15 protein-coding genes are annotated in these 14,939 nt (G+C 33.9%); 6 read left to right on the top strand and 9 right to left on the bottom strand.

Translation table 11 applies throughout. From position 1 onward, the window contains the following. Window positions 1-13: 13 nt before the first annotated feature. Window positions 14-436 (bottom strand): hypothetical protein, encoded by a 423-nt coding sequence (locus tag LPB248_RS03070; protein WP_177210129.1) that lies wholly within the window; start codon window positions 434-436, stop codon window positions 14-16. Between the two features lie 392 nt (window positions 437-828). Between LPB248_RS03070 and LPB248_RS03065 the strand changes: the two genes are divergently transcribed. Next, on the top strand, window positions 829-1,101 hold the full coding sequence (locus LPB248_RS03065; protein WP_236673013.1) for a hypothetical protein: 273 nt from the start codon (window positions 829-831) through the stop codon (window positions 1,099-1,101). 61 nt (window positions 1,102-1,162) lie between these two features. On the opposite strand, the gene LPB248_RS03060 is transcribed toward LPB248_RS03065, so the two are convergent. The 3 genes from LPB248_RS03060 to gcvT all read right to left on the bottom strand — a co-directional run bounded on the left by LPB248_RS03060 (window position 1,163) and on the right by gcvT (window position 5,468). Next, the gene (locus LPB248_RS03060) at window positions 1,163-1,876 is read right to left on the bottom strand and encodes a YebC/PmpR family DNA-binding transcriptional regulator (protein WP_012024626.1); all 714 of its coding nucleotides are present in this window, start codon (window positions 1,874-1,876) and stop codon (window positions 1,163-1,165) included. Window positions 1,877-2,148: 272 nt separating this feature from the next. After that, window positions 2,149-4,185: a S41 family peptidase gene (locus LPB248_RS03055; protein ID WP_177210128.1), complete on the bottom strand. Its 2,037-nt coding sequence runs from the start codon at window positions 4,183-4,185 to the stop codon at window positions 2,149-2,151. Window positions 4,186-4,385: 200 nt separating this feature from the next. Further along, window positions 4,386-5,468, bottom strand: coding sequence for a glycine cleavage system aminomethyltransferase GcvT (gene gcvT, locus LPB248_RS03050; protein ID WP_177210127.1), 1,083 nt, complete (start codon window positions 5,466-5,468; stop codon window positions 4,386-4,388). A 303-nt stretch (window positions 5,469-5,771) separates the two neighbouring features. Between gcvT and LPB248_RS03045 the strand changes: the two genes are divergently transcribed. The 3 genes from LPB248_RS03045 (at window position 5,772) to LPB248_RS03035 (ending at window position 8,173) form a co-directional block, all read left to right on the top strand. Next, a complete protein-coding gene (locus LPB248_RS03045) occupies window positions 5,772-6,620 on the top strand; it encodes an NAD(P)H-hydrate dehydratase (RefSeq protein WP_177210126.1) in 849 nt (282 codons plus the stop codon). A gap of 397 nt (window positions 6,621-7,017) precedes the next feature. Continuing rightward, complete coding sequence (locus LPB248_RS03040; RefSeq protein WP_177210125.1) at window positions 7,018-7,800, top strand: HipA family kinase; 783 nt, start codon at window positions 7,018-7,020, stop codon at window positions 7,798-7,800. Then, window positions 7,790-8,173: a DUF3037 domain-containing protein gene (locus tag LPB248_RS03035; RefSeq protein WP_177210124.1), complete on the top strand. Its 384-nt coding sequence runs from the start codon at window positions 7,790-7,792 to the stop codon at window positions 8,171-8,173. Before LPB248_RS03040 ends, LPB248_RS03035 begins: the two co-directional genes overlap by 11 nt. A gap of 390 nt (window positions 8,174-8,563) precedes the next feature. Here the strand turns inward: LPB248_RS03035 and LPB248_RS03030 are convergent, their stop codons facing one another. Continuing rightward, window positions 8,564-9,682: a polysaccharide lyase family 1 protein gene (locus LPB248_RS03030; RefSeq protein WP_177210123.1), complete on the bottom strand. Its 1,119-nt coding sequence runs from the start codon at window positions 9,680-9,682 to the stop codon at window positions 8,564-8,566. A 244-nt stretch (window positions 9,683-9,926) separates the two neighbouring features. On the opposite strand from LPB248_RS03030, the gene LPB248_RS03025 reads away from it, so the two are divergent. After that, a complete protein-coding gene (locus tag LPB248_RS03025; RefSeq protein WP_177210122.1) occupies window positions 9,927-10,499 on the top strand; it encodes a Crp/Fnr family transcriptional regulator in 573 nt (190 codons plus the stop codon). Between the two features lie 340 nt (window positions 10,500-10,839). On the opposite strand, the gene LPB248_RS03020 is transcribed toward LPB248_RS03025, so the two are convergent. Together LPB248_RS03020 and LPB248_RS03015 are read right to left on the bottom strand one after the other, a co-directional pair. Further along, window positions 10,840-11,388 carry a HutD family protein gene (locus tag LPB248_RS03020; protein ID WP_177210121.1) on the bottom strand — a complete coding sequence of 183 codons (549 nt, stop codon included), beginning with the start codon at window positions 11,386-11,388 and terminating at the stop codon, window positions 10,840-10,842. 331 nt (window positions 11,389-11,719) lie between these two features. Further along, the gene (locus LPB248_RS03015) at window positions 11,720-12,226 is read right to left on the bottom strand and encodes a GNAT family N-acetyltransferase (protein WP_177210120.1); all 507 of its coding nucleotides are present in this window, start codon (window positions 12,224-12,226) and stop codon (window positions 11,720-11,722) included. Window positions 12,227-12,431: 205 nt separating this feature from the next. Between LPB248_RS03015 and LPB248_RS03010 the strand changes: the two genes are divergently transcribed. After that, complete coding sequence (locus LPB248_RS03010; protein ID WP_177210119.1) at window positions 12,432-12,827, top strand: helix-turn-helix domain-containing protein; 396 nt, start codon at window positions 12,432-12,434, stop codon at window positions 12,825-12,827. A gap of 76 nt (window positions 12,828-12,903) precedes the next feature. On the opposite strand, the gene LPB248_RS03005 is transcribed toward LPB248_RS03010, so the two are convergent. Together LPB248_RS03005 and LPB248_RS03000 are read right to left on the bottom strand one after the other, a co-directional pair. Continuing rightward, window positions 12,904-13,704, bottom strand: a complete 801-nt coding sequence (locus tag LPB248_RS03005; protein ID WP_177210118.1) for a hypothetical protein — start codon at window positions 13,702-13,704, stop codon at window positions 12,904-12,906. Further along, window positions 13,694-14,896, bottom strand: coding sequence for a hypothetical protein (locus LPB248_RS03000; RefSeq protein ID WP_177210117.1), 1,203 nt, complete (start codon window positions 14,894-14,896; stop codon window positions 13,694-13,696). Before LPB248_RS03000 ends, LPB248_RS03005 begins: the two co-directional genes overlap by 11 nt. Between the last annotated feature and the right edge of the window lie 43 nt (window positions 14,897-14,939).

The raw sequence follows: 14,939 nt of genomic DNA, 5'->3' as shown, positions 1-14,939 counted from the left end.
AGAGAATTTGGCTTTAAGTTTTCAGCAGTTTAGGAATATAAATATAGCCAAGAACTATAAGTATCACAGAAATAAAACTGGCGTAATCTACAAAGCCATAATAATTCCGGACTTGTTCTCCATTTCGTTTTATCATACGGACAGCTTTTGAATCTCCATTATGAAGTTTTCTAAACACAACTTGATCTCCAATTAAAAAACCATATTGATTGGTGTCGCTATTGCCACTATCTTCATATTTTATTCCATCTTTACCTATAATGGAATAAGAATATGTTCTGGCAGAATTAGCACCTCTCTTGTAAGAGCTACTGTCATAAATTTTGCCTTCCCCAAGATTATTTTCGTTTGTATAGATTACATTAATGACAATTCGCTGAAGGAAAATGAGAAAAATTATTAATATAAAACCATGAAAAACAATTTTCTCTTTCATTTTGTGTTGGCCTTGAGAATTTTATAATGCAAACAAATAAAAAAGTCTTCTGAAAACCAAAAGACTTGTATTTTTTTTAGCTAATAACACTAATCACAATAAATAAGATTACAAGTGCTATTACAGCAAATTTCATAAATTTTGATGATTGCATAAATTAAGATTTAAGTTAGTTTATATCTGATATTAGCAAATATAATTTTTTATTTGAATGGATGTAAATCTATCTTAATTTTTTATTTTGTAGTAATAAATTGCTTTATTGCATGTTTAATTAATTAATTATGATGAGAAAACAATATAACCTACGGAAAAGCGAGCAAGGACTAAAAGCCTGGGATGTTCATCGACTAATTGAATTGTCTAAAAAACTAATCGTTAAAAGTGTTTTATTGTGTGATATAAAAGAAGTAAATGAACCTTACTGGTTCGAGCATAATACCAATTTGCCAACTTGTGCTGATGTCCTTAGTCATATGAAACTTGTTCAGGAAGCAGAGTTAACATATCCAATTATTTTATGTGCAGATGGACGCTTAATGGACGGAATGCATAGAATAATTAAAGCTTTGCTCGAAGGGCATGAAGAAATTAAGGCAGTTCAGTTTGAAATAACTCCAGAACCGGATTTTATCAATATTTCTGTTGATGATTTGCCTTATTGAAAAGTGAAACAAAAAAGCCCCAGAAAAATCCAGAGCTTTTGAAATATATTTTATAGAAAGACTATTCTTCTTTCATGGTATGATAAACGTTCATAACGTCATCATCTTCTTCGATTTTCTCGATTAGTTTCTCAACATCAGCGATTTGAGCTTCAGTCAATTCTTTAGTAATTTGCGGAATACGCTCAAAACCAGAAGAAAGGATTTCAAGACCTCTGTTTTCTAATTCTTTTTGTAAAGCACCAAAACTTCCAAAAGGAGCATAGATTAAGATTCCATCTTCGTCTTCAAAAACTTCCTCAGCACCAAAATCAATTAATTCTAACTCTAATTCTTCTGCGTCGATACCATCTTTCGCAATTCTGAAGTTGCAAGTGTGATCAAACATAAACTCAACAGAACCTTGAGTTCCCATTGTTCCGTTGCATTTGTTGAAATAACTACGAATGTTAGCTACAGTTCTATTATTGTTATCAGAAGCAGTTTCAATTAAGATTGCAATTCCGTGAGGAGCATATCCTTCAAACAAGATTTCTTTATAGTTGGCAGTATCTTTATTACTTGCATTTTTAATAGCGCGCTCCACATTGTCTTTAGGCATGTTTGCGGCCTTTGCATTCTGTATAACAGCTCTTAATCTAGAATTGGCATCTGGGTTTGGTCCGCCTTCTTTAACAGCCATTACGATATCTTTACCAATTCTGGTAAATGTTTTGGCCATTGCTGACCAACGTTTCATTTTTCTTCCTTTTCTAAATTCGAACGCTCTTCCCATTTCTAATTTTTAGTTTTGTGATGCAAAAATACGGTTTTCCTAATTTTTACAAAAACAAAATTGTTCTTTTTTGTTTCAAGTTTCAGGTTTCAAGTTGAATGGCTTACGCTGATTTTAACCGCAAAGTACGCGAAGGTTTACGCAAGGTTCGCAAAGTTTTATTTATATAGCTTTGTGAACTTTTTTATTTTATGCCTTAACTTAAAAATTTCTTTGTGTGCTTTGCGTAAACCTTAGCGTACTTTGCAGTTAAACCTGAAACCTGAAACAAACTACTTAATCCCTCCATTAAATTCGTTAATGATATTTACGGCTTCGTTGAGGTACGGATTGGTTTTAAGATTGTCCATCTGATATTGATTAATCGTTTTGTCATTTGGATAAGCTCCTAGAAGAAACTGATTCACACTCGAATTGTACACATCAAGCGGATTGTTTTCGTCATTAAAAGTATTGATCTCTGTCCAAAGTGCACTTAATGTCTTTTTCTGTTTGAAAACCGCATCTAATGTCATCGGAATTTCCGCTTTTGGAGCGTTCACAATTTGATCTATTTTAAGATTTATCTTTTTAATATTGTTGAAAAAGTAATTGTCTGACAATCTTGCTGAACTGTTTTTAGCAATTTTATCGATTAAATTTCGCTTCACATACGTTTTATACTTTAGGAAAGGTTCGATGCTGTCATTTTTTATGGCTGTCGGGAAATCACTTTCTTTCTGGTAAATATCCTCATAGAATTCAGGAAGCACCACATCTGGTTTTACGCCAATGTATTGGTGGCTTTTGCCCGTAATCCTGTAAAATTTATTGATTGTTATTTTTAAGAAATCAGTGTTTTTTTCTTCGTCAAGCGGAAGAATAGTCTGCATGGTTGCTTTTCCTAATGTAGTGCTTCCTAATAAAAGTGCACGATTATAGTCTTGCATGATCGAAGAAAAAAATTCGCTTGCCGAAGCCGTATTGCTGTTAACCAAAACTACGATTGGTCCTCTGTAAATTACTCCTTTAAAAGGGTCATTAATTACAGATTTCTCTTTTTTGTTATCAATTACAATAGAAAGCGGACCATAATCTACAAACATTCCAGCCAGTTTTATAGCTTCTTCCATAGAACCGCCACCGTTGTCAATAAGGTCAATTACGAGACCTTTTATACTATCTCTCTGCAGTTTTATAACCTCACGCGCAACGTCATCGGCACAGCCTTTTCTACTGGTGCCATCAAGATCTGCATAAAAACTCGGAATTTTTATATAACCTATTTTACTGTCTTTGCCAATGATGAAACTGAAAACTGAATTTTCTTCATCTTTCATCATTTGTTTTTCAATATAAACATCAAAACTTTTTCCTGAGTTGCGTTTTAAGGTAAGCGTAATATTTTTGTTGCTCTCAGATAAAATCATGGTCGATATAGACTCTAACGAAGCGCACGATACCTGAAGCGTTTCTTTCTGATTGGATATCGAAATAATCTGATCACCTTTTTTTATTTGTCCTGTCTGATACGCTGGCCCGTTTGGGTCAACTTCATCAATAATAATTTCGTTTTTCTCGTTGAGGTTTACTGTCATTCCAAGTGACAAATGCTCTTTGGATAAAGAAGCAACAAAACTTGTTTTAGAGTCATCGCTAAAATAAGCGGTATGCGGATCAAAATACGTACAAAAGAAATTGTATAATTTTTCTTCTTGTTTGCTGTTATTTTCAAGTAAAGTTGAAAAACGGCAGATTTCATTCGTAAGAATTTGATTTTTAGAAGCTTGTTCGATCGATTTGAAATTAGCTTTTACAGAATCTAAATTCTCGCTCATCTCAGAAATATCATCCAAGATTTGATAGCGTATCTTTTTCATCCAAACCTTTTCCATGTCTTCTTTCTTTAAATAAAAAGCAAAAGACTTCTTGTAAAAACGGATTGTATCTTTCTTAGCGTAATCAATAGGGATTGTTTGAATTTTTTCTAAGACTTTTTTAGTGCGTACAAGGCCATTTATATACACTGCTTTTATATCAGTAAGAAAACTGCAATCATTCTTTAGAATCAGATCGTCTAAATTGTAGCGGTATTTTTGAGCTAGCTCATCGTATTCACTCTTAAAAAAAATATTGCGTGAAGGATCAAGTTCGTTAATTAAATTGTCAAAAACGAACACAGATAAACTGTCATCAACTGGTTTTGGCCTTAAGTGTTCTGCTTGAATAAGCGCATTTATTTTGTTTAATATTTCACAAGTTTCTGCGCTGTTCTGACCAATGGATATAGTTGATGTCAGCAAAAAAAGGAGTAGTGAAATCTTTTTCATAAATGGAAATTCATGGGTTCATGATTAAAGTTACATCAATTTTTTTACAAATTGTAGTATTTTTAGCAAAATATCGACAACAAAAAGTTTTTAATCGTTAAACGAACGCGAACCAAATGATTTAACTTGAATTTGCCTATTTTAAAGCAAAAAAAATGCGTTACAATCGTAACGCATTCTTTAAATTATGAAGTCAAAACTTATTTCTTGTAAAAAGGTAATTTTACCACTTTTGCAGGAACATCATTTTTTCTGATTCTAATAAAAATATCGCTGTCAACAGCACTATTTGCAACAGTTACATATCCTAGACCAATTCCTTTATTCATAGAAGGAGACATAGTTCCAGAAGTTACAATACCGATTACCGCTCCAGAACCATCAACAATTTCGTAATCGTGTCTTGGCACCGCACGTTCTTGCATTTCAAAAGCAATTAATTTTCTAGTAACACCTGCTTCTTTTTGTTTTTTAAGCGCTTCAGAATTAGTAAAATCTTTAGTAAATTTTGTAATCCATCCTAAACCAGCTTCAAGCGGAGAAGTAGTGTCGTTAATGTCATTTCCGTAAAGGCAGAATCCCATTTCCAAACGCAAAGTATCACGAGCAGCAAGACCAATCGGTTTAATTCCAAATGCAGCTCCAGCTTCAAAAACTTTGTTCCAGATAGCTTCAGCATCAGCATTTTTGCAGTAAATCTCAAATCCGCCAGAACCAGTATAACCAGTAGCAGAAATAATTACGTCATTAAATCCAGCAAAATCAGCTACTTCAAAATGGTAATACGTAATTGCAGATAAATCGATAGAAGTTAATGGTTGCATAGCTTCAACAGCTTTTGGCCCTTGAATTGCTAATAAAGAATATTCGTCAGAAAGATTCTTCATTTCAACTCCTAAATCATTGTGAGAAGTAATCCAGTTCCAGTCTTTTTCAATATTAGAAGCATTTACAACAAGTAAATACTCTTCCTCTTTCATTTTATAAATAATCAAATCGTCAACAATTCCGCCTTCGTTATTTGGAAGACAAGAATATTGTGCTCTTCCAATCGTCAAAGTAGAAGCATCGTTTGAAGTCACTTTTTGAATCAAAGCTAGTGCATTTGGACCCGTCAATAAAAATTCACCCATGTGCGAAACGTCAAAAACGCCCACACCATTACGAACCGTTTCGTGTTCTGCATTAACCCCTTCATAAGTAATAGGCATATTGTAACCAGCAAAAGGAAGCATTTTTGCTCCTAGACCTTCATGTATGTGCGTAAGCGCAGTATTTTTCATTGTGTTGTTTTATAAAATTGTTTTGCAAATCTATTCAAAAAATATCAAATTAAAAGAGCTTAAATTATAAATTTCGCAATAATTAGGAGCTATTTCCTGCTATCCGCTATATTCCCGATAAACAAAAACTACGGCTAAAGAGCCTTGTTTTTCTAACTCGGGAGATGCCACTACAAACGAAGTTCACTGAACTCCAATAAAAAATAGAAATATAGTGAAGTAATCTGGGCTAGGGCTAACAGTTTCAAAAGAACAATCAGGATTTCGATTTTTTACGTAATTTTATTATATAAAAGTATTCAAATGAAATCACCGTATTTAATTAATAAAGAAGAGATTCAGAAATTATACAAACCCGTAAATCCTCAAACTCATAAAGGAACACAAGGTCATGCGGTGATTATTGCCGGAAGTTATGGCAAAATAGGAGCGGCGGTTTTAGCTTCAAAATCCTGCCTAAAAACAGGCTGCGGACTCGTAACAGCTTTTGTTCCCAAATGTGGTTATCAAATACTTCAAATCTCCATTCCAGAAGTAATGGTGACAACCGATGAAAACGTGAATTTTATAACCAATATACATTTACCATTAATTCCGCAAGCAGTCGGAATCGGACCCGGAATAGGGAAGGAGCTCGGAACGCAAAAAGCCTTGTTTGAATTTTTAAGAGTCAATAAAGCGCCTTTAGTTCTAGATGCCGATGCGTTGAATATTATCTCAGAAAACTTATCTTGGTTAGAATTAGTTCCAGAAGACACCATTCTAACACCACACCCAAAAGAATTAGAACGTTTGATTGGAAAGTGGAATTCAGAAGCCGAGAAATTCCAAAAAACAATCGCTTTTTCAGAAAAATACAAAGTCATTGTAGTCATGAAAGGCGCACCAACTTACATTATCAATAGAACTTCTGTCTATGAAAATACAAGCGGAAACGCAGCACTTGCAACCGCAGGAAGTGGCGACGTTCTAACCGGAATCCTGACAAGTCTTCTAGCACAAGGCTACGAACCCAAATATGCTTCCAAAATGGGCGTTTACCTCCACGGATTAACAGCCGATTTAGCTTTACCCAAAACAGGTTATGAGTCTTTTACGGCTTCTACCATTATTAAGTACTTAGGAAAAGTTTTTCTTGAATTAGAAAATTAGAAAATTAGAGAATGTGTCAATTAGATAATTAGTTGTACGTTTTGTCATCCTGAGGAACGAAGGATCACACAAGAAACTCCGCACAGTAACCATAAAGTAATTTGCCAATCTTTGTCGAGCTACTACTGTGATCCTTCGTTTCTCAAGATGAAAAGCCAAATGTTTTATTCTGCAATAAAAAACTTTGTGACCTTAAAAAAAGCAAAGCAAACTCAAAAAAACTCAGTGCTCTTTGTGTAAAACCTCCGTGAACTTTGCGCTACAAAAAAACTTATCAGTTTTAAAAAAAATCTAAAATCTATCCTCTACAATCTAAAATCAAAAAAACGTAAGTTTGTAACATCCAAGATTAGAGACTTAGCAACTTAGTTTCTTAGAATCTTAGAATCTTAAAAAAATGAAAAACAATTTCGATCTCAGAACAGTAAACGTCATGCGATATATAACGCCACTACGCGAAGGCGGTTCTTTACCCGCATTAGCAGAAGCCGATGACGACTTTAAATACGTATTAAAATTTAGAGGTGCCGGACACGGCGTAAAAGCCTTAATCGCCGAATTAGTGGGCGGACAAATCGCTAAAGCCTTAAAGTTACAATTGCCAGAATTAGTATTCGCCAATCTCGACGAAGCTTTTGGAAGAACCGAAGCCGATGAAGAAATTCAAGACTTATTGCAAGGAAGTCAAGGATTAAACTTAGCATTACACTTTTTATCTGGAGCTATTACTTTTGATCCTGCTGTAACAACCGTAGATGCTAAATTAGCTTCTCAGATTGTTTGGCTAGATGCTTATATCACCAATGTTGACAGGACTTTCAGAAACACCAATATGTTGATTTGGCATAAAGAATTATGGCTGATTGATCACGGTGCATGTCTGTATTTTCATCATTCTTGGCATAACTGGGAACAGCATGCTAAAAGTCCATTCGCATTGATAAAAGATCACGTTTTATTGCCTCAAGCTTCACTTTTAAAAGAAGTTGATGCTGAGTTTAAAGCGATTTTGACTCCAGAAGTTTTAGAAGAAATTGTCAATACAATTCCGCTAGACTGGCTGCAATGGGAAGATGCCGATGAAACTCCAGAAGGATTGAGAAATGTGTATCTGCAGTTTTTAAAAACAAGATTAGAGAATTCAGAAATATTTGTAAATCAGGCGCAAAATGCAAGATAATCACTTATACGAATATGCTGTTATTCGCGTTGTGCCAAGGGTAGAGCGCGAAGAATTCCTGAATATCGGAATCATTTTGTTTTGCAAAAAAGCCAAATTTATAAAGGTTCTTTTTCATTTAAATAAAGAAAAAATTCAAGCGCTTTCTGCCGATTTCGACATCGAACAGTTAGAATGTAATTTAACTTCATTGGTAAAAATCGCCAACGGAGCCAAAGACGGCGGTCCAATTGCCGAATTTGAGATTCCAGAACGTTTTAGATGGTTAACAGCCATTAGAAGTTCGGCAATTCAAACCTCAAGACCTCATCCTGGATTGACTCAGGATTTGGAGAAAACGATTCAACGTTTGTTTGAAGAGTTGGTTCTTTAAGGAGGTTCAAAGGAGCAGAGGTTCAAAGGGACAAAGGTTTTTCTGTAGAGACGCACTGTAGTGCGTCTATTTGTTTGCCACAGATTAAATGGATTAAAATGATTTTTGTTTCTCAATCTTGTCATTTCGACGAAGGAGAAATCTCCACAAGTAACTCCGCAACGATAATCCAAATCTTTGTAGAGCTTCTAGCGGAGATTTCTCCTTCGTCGAAATGACAAACTGGATGGAAACTTTATCTAATACTTTGCGGCTCTGCGACTTTGCGAGATTAAAAAAAACTTAGTGTCTTCGCGTCCTCGTGGCAAGAAAATAAAAACCACGAACTACATCTAAATGTAATCCGTGGTTTAAAAACTAAAAATAACTTATTTTTAAGGGTGATTCTTTTTAGAAAGAACCACAAACGTTACCGCCTAAAGTAGGTCCTGCATTTGCAGAAACATCAGCTTTAACGGCAGTATTAGCCAATTTTACGATAGAATATGGCGGAGTAAAAGCCGTTCCGCTTCCAGCTTGAGTTCCTGTTACACTTGTAAATATATTGCTCGTAGAAGTAACTGCTGTAAAGCCAGTCATTAATTCGATTGGGTTTTTTACGCCTTCAAAAACATTGCTTTCTACGCGAATGTTTGCTTCAAATCCTGCAGCAATACATTTATTGCTTACGGTGCTGTTAAAGAAACTGTTTAGGATATGCACTTGTCCAAAACGAACTCTTGGCATTCTTTCTCTACAGCCTGGAGCCCACCAGCACCTTGCAAAAGTGATTCTCAATTTTCCGCGATCAGCAGTTGCGCCATCGCTTGAACCAATTAAATTTGAATATCTATGATCATCTGATCCTCCAGAACCGCCCGCTTTTGGAGGTTTTAGGTAATGGAATTTAGTATAGGTAACCGAAATATAATCTGATTTGTTTTTGATGTCGAAGTTTCCGTCAACACCATCTCTAAATTCGCAGTGGTCAATCCACACATTTGTACATTCGTCTAGAACAGCATTATCCCATCCGTCAGTATCGTAAGCGCCAGGGCCTTCAAAAATCAAGTTTCTGATGATGATGTTTTTGCATCGTTTGATATTGAAAATTCCAGAACCGTCTTTAGTTTGGTCAGTAGAAACTAATTTGGCACCGCTTGCACCGTAAATAGTTTTTCCGGTTTGATCCTGAAAAGACAATCTAGCCGTAATTGTAATTGTTCCGGAAACCTTAATCACTTTTACAGCCGTGTTTTCTACAGCCGATTTTAGTTGAGCGTATGTGGTAACTGTAGTTTCGGCAGCAGAACCACCACCAGTTGTTCCGCCGTTTTGAGAAGCCCATCCTGGCACCTCAGCGCAGTTTCCGATTTTACCAGTCGGATTGGTTGCAGAAGCATCAATCGATGTTTCGTTTGTTGGTTGAATACTTGCTTCTGTGTTTGAAGCGATTTCTTCAGAGTTACATGCCGTAAATCCGAAAATCAATGCTGCAGCGAACATTGAAAGTGTTGATTTTAAGTTCATAATTAAAGTTTGGTTATTTAATAAGTTAACAACGCAAAACTCAATATTATTTGTAGGAAAAAAGTTGAACAAGTTCAAACTTTCGTAAAAAAATCTATGAAATATGTTTTTTTAACACTTCTAAATTTACAAAAATGTATTTTATGTCTATTTTTACGTAATCGATTACATTAATTTAAGCCCCTAATTAATAATGAGTTGAAAAAACAAATTTAACCTCACCAAAAACCACAAAAACCACAAGATGTACAACCTACTAAGAGCAAACATTGAGCGAAAGATTCCGCTCACAGATGAAGAATGGAATATTATTGTTTCCAAAGCAGAACTCATTAAACTGAAGAAAAATCAATTCCTACAAGTCCAGAACTCCAATAGCAGTTATGAAGGATTTATTTTGAAGGGATCTTTCAAAACCTACATTCTAAACGAAAACGGAACAGAAACCGTTATTTTCTTCTCATTCGAAGACGAATGGATTTGCGATCTGGAAAGTTTTTACCATCAAAAACCAACCACATACAATATTAAAGCCATAGAAGACAGCGAAATAGTAGTCATCAATAAAATGCAAAAAGCGTATTTGTTTGCTGTAATTCCGAAACTCATTAAGTTTCATGTCCTGATGATCGAACGTGCCAATGTCGCTATTCAGCAGCGGCTTTTAGATGTGCTAAATAAAACCTCCAAACAGCGTTATTTGGATTTTAAAGAACGTTACCCGCAAAAAGTAACTTCGATAAACAATAAAAATTTGTCTTCCTATTTAGGCGTTTCGCACGAGTTTCTTTCGAAGATTAAGAGAACGGTTTCTTAGTTTTTGAGGTTCAAAGGTGCAGAGATGCAAAGTGACAAAGGTTTTTCTGTAGAGACGCATTGCGGTGCGTCTCACGTTGCTTAAAAAAATCTCGCAATCCCGATAGTCATCGAGAGCAAAGGCGCGAAGTTTTATTCTCATTTTTTGTCATTTCGAGGAACGAGAAATCACACTAGAAACTTGACAAAGTATTTCGCCAATCTTTGTCGATATGCGCGTGTGATTTCTCGTTCCTCGAAATGACAAACTGCATGGGAAACTTTATCAAAAAACTTTGCATTTTCCGACTCTGCGCGATTAAAAATAAAAACTTCGAGTCTTCGTGCCTTCGTGGCAAGAATTAAAAATTCAATATTCCAAAAAGGCATTCGTTAGAAAAATGAAAGCTTATATTTTCTTTTTTTTGATTTTCAATAACCAATACATCATAAGGTTCTAAATGGTACGGCTTCTCATTAATTGTAATAACGGTTGTATCTAAAGAAAATACAATTACCATTTCAGCATTACAATTCAGATTGCCATTTGCAATTTCCAGTTTATGATAGGATATTTTTTCAGAAACCATCCAATTAAAATCAGTGCCTTTGGTGAAAGAAGTTACTTCATCATCTGAGTTAAATTCCATGATTTCATATTTTCCGTATGATTTTTTTTCTTCGTTTACCTCAACCTCTAAGTCGTTATCGAGCATAATCAAGTATCGGTAATAGCCTTTAAATTTGGTAAATTCTGAAGGTGTTTGCTCTATTGTAGCGCTGCTTATTCTAAATGCAAAATCTCTATTGGCATAAATGGCGGTTTTTGGATAAATCATATATTCATACGTCAATCCGCCGCTCCAAATAGAGGGTTTAGTGTTTTTTTTAGAGAGAAGCTGTATGTTCATTTATTGAATATTTTATTTAGAGAAAACAATTTGTCGTTTGTTTGAAGAGCTCGTGTTGTAACTATTTTGAACCATATAAGTTATATAAGATAATGTAAGGTTAGTCTAAAAAAAGAATCTAGCAAAGTTTTTTTAGACAAAGTTTACATACAGTTTGTCATTTCGAGGAACGAGAAATCTTCGCGAGAAGCTCTACAAAGATTGGATTCTCGTTGCGGAGTTACTTACGAAGATTTCTCGTTCCTCGAAATGACAAGATTGGGTATATAATGCATGAAATAAAACTCAGCGAATCTCTGCGTAATTCTTTACGAATCTGTGTGGTATAACTCTACAACACTTTCTCCAAATAGATAAACTCCAAAGGTTCAGCAGAAACTGTAGTATGAATTTCGCTTTCAGGAAAAGCTTCACGTTTTCCTGTATCTACATAACCATGACGTTTGTACCATGCCACAAGTTCATCACGAACTGAAATAACCGTCATAATGATATTTGATAATCCCAAAGATTTTGCATGATTTTCGGCTTCTGCCAAAAGCTTTTTCCCGATTCCACTGTTTTGAAGTTCTGACGAAACGGTTAGCATTCCAAGATACAATTGATGTCCTTTTTCAACCAATAAAACCGAACCGATGATTTTGTCATTCTCTGTAAATTTCAGAATCGTATTTTTTGGATCAAGAAAGATTTCGGCCATTTCTTGTTCGTCGGTTCTTTTTCCTTCTAGTAAATGCGCTTCGGTTGTCCAGCCTTTTTTAGAAGTTTCGCCTCTGTAAGCTGAATTTATTAAGGTTGTTAATGCTGGAATGTCTTCTAGTATTGCTTTTGTAATCATATATTGTTGTGAAATGTGAAATGTGATATGTGAAATGTGAGGTGTAAAATTACATTAGAAAATAGCTTTAGCCTAATGTTTTATGTTTTTTGACTAAATTTGAATTTGTCAATTCGTACAAAATACGAAAATAGTATCTTACAAAAACAACTTTGTTTTTTACAGGAATTTATTTTTGTTTAAGAATTTTAAATATCTTTGAATTATGAGTACAGCAACAAAACCAAAACATATCGGCAGAAATATAAGCCGTATTAGAGAGCTTAAAGATATGAAGCAGGATGCACTAGCATTGGCTTTAGGCATAAGTCAGCAGATGGTTTCGAATATTGAAAACAGCGAAACGGTTGACGAACCAAGACTAAGTGAGATAGCAAAAGCCCTTGGAGTTTCTGTTGAAGCAATTAAAAACTTTTCGGAAGAAGCGGTTTTTAATATTATTGGAAATACTTTTCAAGATCATAGTGCAATTGCTTCAGGTGATTACAATTCCAATTGTACTTTTAATCCTTTAGATAAAGTGGTTGAACTTTACGAACGTTTGGTGCAAGCTGAAAAAGATAAAGTGGAGTATTTGGAGAAGTTATTGAATGGGAAATAAACCGTTTTTTTGAAGATATATTAAATTGAGAAGAGACCTTTGATGAGGTCTCTTTTTTTTATTTATATTTTATTGCTTACGCAAGTGGTTTTTTGTAGTCTAACATATTTTGCACTACCAAATTATTCAGTTTTTTCCAACTTTCATCACTTCCAATAACAATTTTAAAAGTTTCATTCATGGAGTTTCCAAAAAGCTTATGCGCTATAGGGCAATCTTTTTCATTTGTATAAAAGAACAAAGCATAATCAACGGTATAAATAGCATAAGAGTTTGGACCGGAATTATATGCACTAAATATTCCGCGAGTTTTGTATTTAGGTTTAATTAAACATAAATAATAATTTGGAACATTTTCTATTTTTTTAGAATGTTCTAATAAATCGCTATGCAATTCTTGTAAATTGTTATTGAGAAAAACTCTAATTTCTTCCTCTATATGAGATTCAATTGAAAATGTGTCGTAAAGTAAGTCTTTAGAAATTGAACATCTCCAAATAAGAGAGTATAAAAATAAATAAAACAGTGAGGGACTAATTTCTTCGCAATGTAAGATTTCCTGATTTTGGATATTTTCTAATTTATATTTTCTACGAGCATTTTGTAATGAATTTACTTCTGTAAAAACTTTAGAGAAATATGTTTCGAGTTTTTCTAGTCGTTTCTCGCACCAACTACAAAAAATATGATTTTCCTTTGGAATATCTTGAAGCTTAGTTCGGATTCCATCTTTTGAAACCTGAATGCTATGTCTTGGATTTGCATCTTCGAAAAGCCGTTTACACATAAATTTAGGAATTATGTGTGAGTTGAGTTTGTCGGCAATTCGAGTTTTACAAAGGTTGCAATTTTGTATAATTTCCTTTTTATTTGTCATAATGGAATGCTATTATTTCAAGTAAAACTTTTTTATTTTTATCTTGGGGCAGTCTAAATACATAACTAAAAGAGGATTCTCCTTTTTCTCCATTAGAGCTAACATAATATTCATGATTGATAACTTCGTCTTTAATTATGCTCAATACATTACTAAAGTCTTTGTTCGTAACAAATAAGATTAAAGCAACTTTTGAATCTCTCCAAGTTAAATACCTATCAAATAATTGAGAAATTGCTTTTAAAAACTCTGAAGTACCGTGCCAAAATTTGCATTCCGCAACAAATACATTACTGTTGTCATTAGCATATTTGAGTATAATATCTGTTTTTCCTCCACGATTAAATGTTTCTCCTGTGGCAGTTGTTCCATCATATCTTGTTTCTAAAAACAACAAGATTTGATCTCGTAAAGCTTCTTCATCTTTATTTTGATAAGTTGAAGGTTTTTTTTCCATGCTTTTGCCTAAATCATATATTACTTTCAAAACATCTCTATACATCTCTATTGCCATGGTCGGTTCGCTAGAAAATTCTTTGTTTTTTGATACTGTAGGTTGCGGAATGTCTTTTTTTGTAATAGTTGGAATTGAAAAAACGGATTCAGTATCTTTATTAACGTTAACATTTATAGCTGTAAAAAAATCATTTTCCCGTTTGAATTTATTTTTTTCATTTTGAAATGCGGTCTTAACGGCATTTTCAAAACCTTTTATAGACTGTACATTATTATTAATTCTTTCTAAATCATTAAATGCATAAGAATAGGCGTTTGACTTTGCTTTATTAAATTCTATAACGTTTTGTTTGTAAATTGAAAATGAAAATGAGACTCTATTATTTTTCACTTCTATATCATAGCTTATATAAGTTGTTGGATTTGATTGAACAAAGAATAATTCTTCACTTCCTGTAAATTGGTAACTAACAGTAAAGTAATATACTTCAGCATCAAAATATCTCCCCCAATCATCTCTTACGGTCTCTATTTCTTTTTTCGGTTCTGAAATTGATTCAGTTTCAAGATGAATCTGTAATGGTTCAAGTCTATATTTTTCAATTAAATATTCAATAAATTCATCTTCATCGATTTTAAGGATATAATCTTTTCCTTTAGATAATATTTCTTCTCTTATTCTGTCAAAATGTTGTCTTGGGAAATCTAACCAAGAAATACCTGAAAATGATTTCATCTTATTTAAATTTGAAATTTTATAAGGTGTTGATAATTAGTTT

The organism is Flavobacterium sp. LPB0248, from assembly GCF_013388355.1.
Classification (GTDB): domain Bacteria; phylum Bacteroidota; class Bacteroidia; order Flavobacteriales; family Flavobacteriaceae; genus Flavobacterium.
The sequence above is the reverse complement of the archived record's forward strand: the minus strand, read 5'-3'. Positions and strand labels throughout refer to the sequence as shown.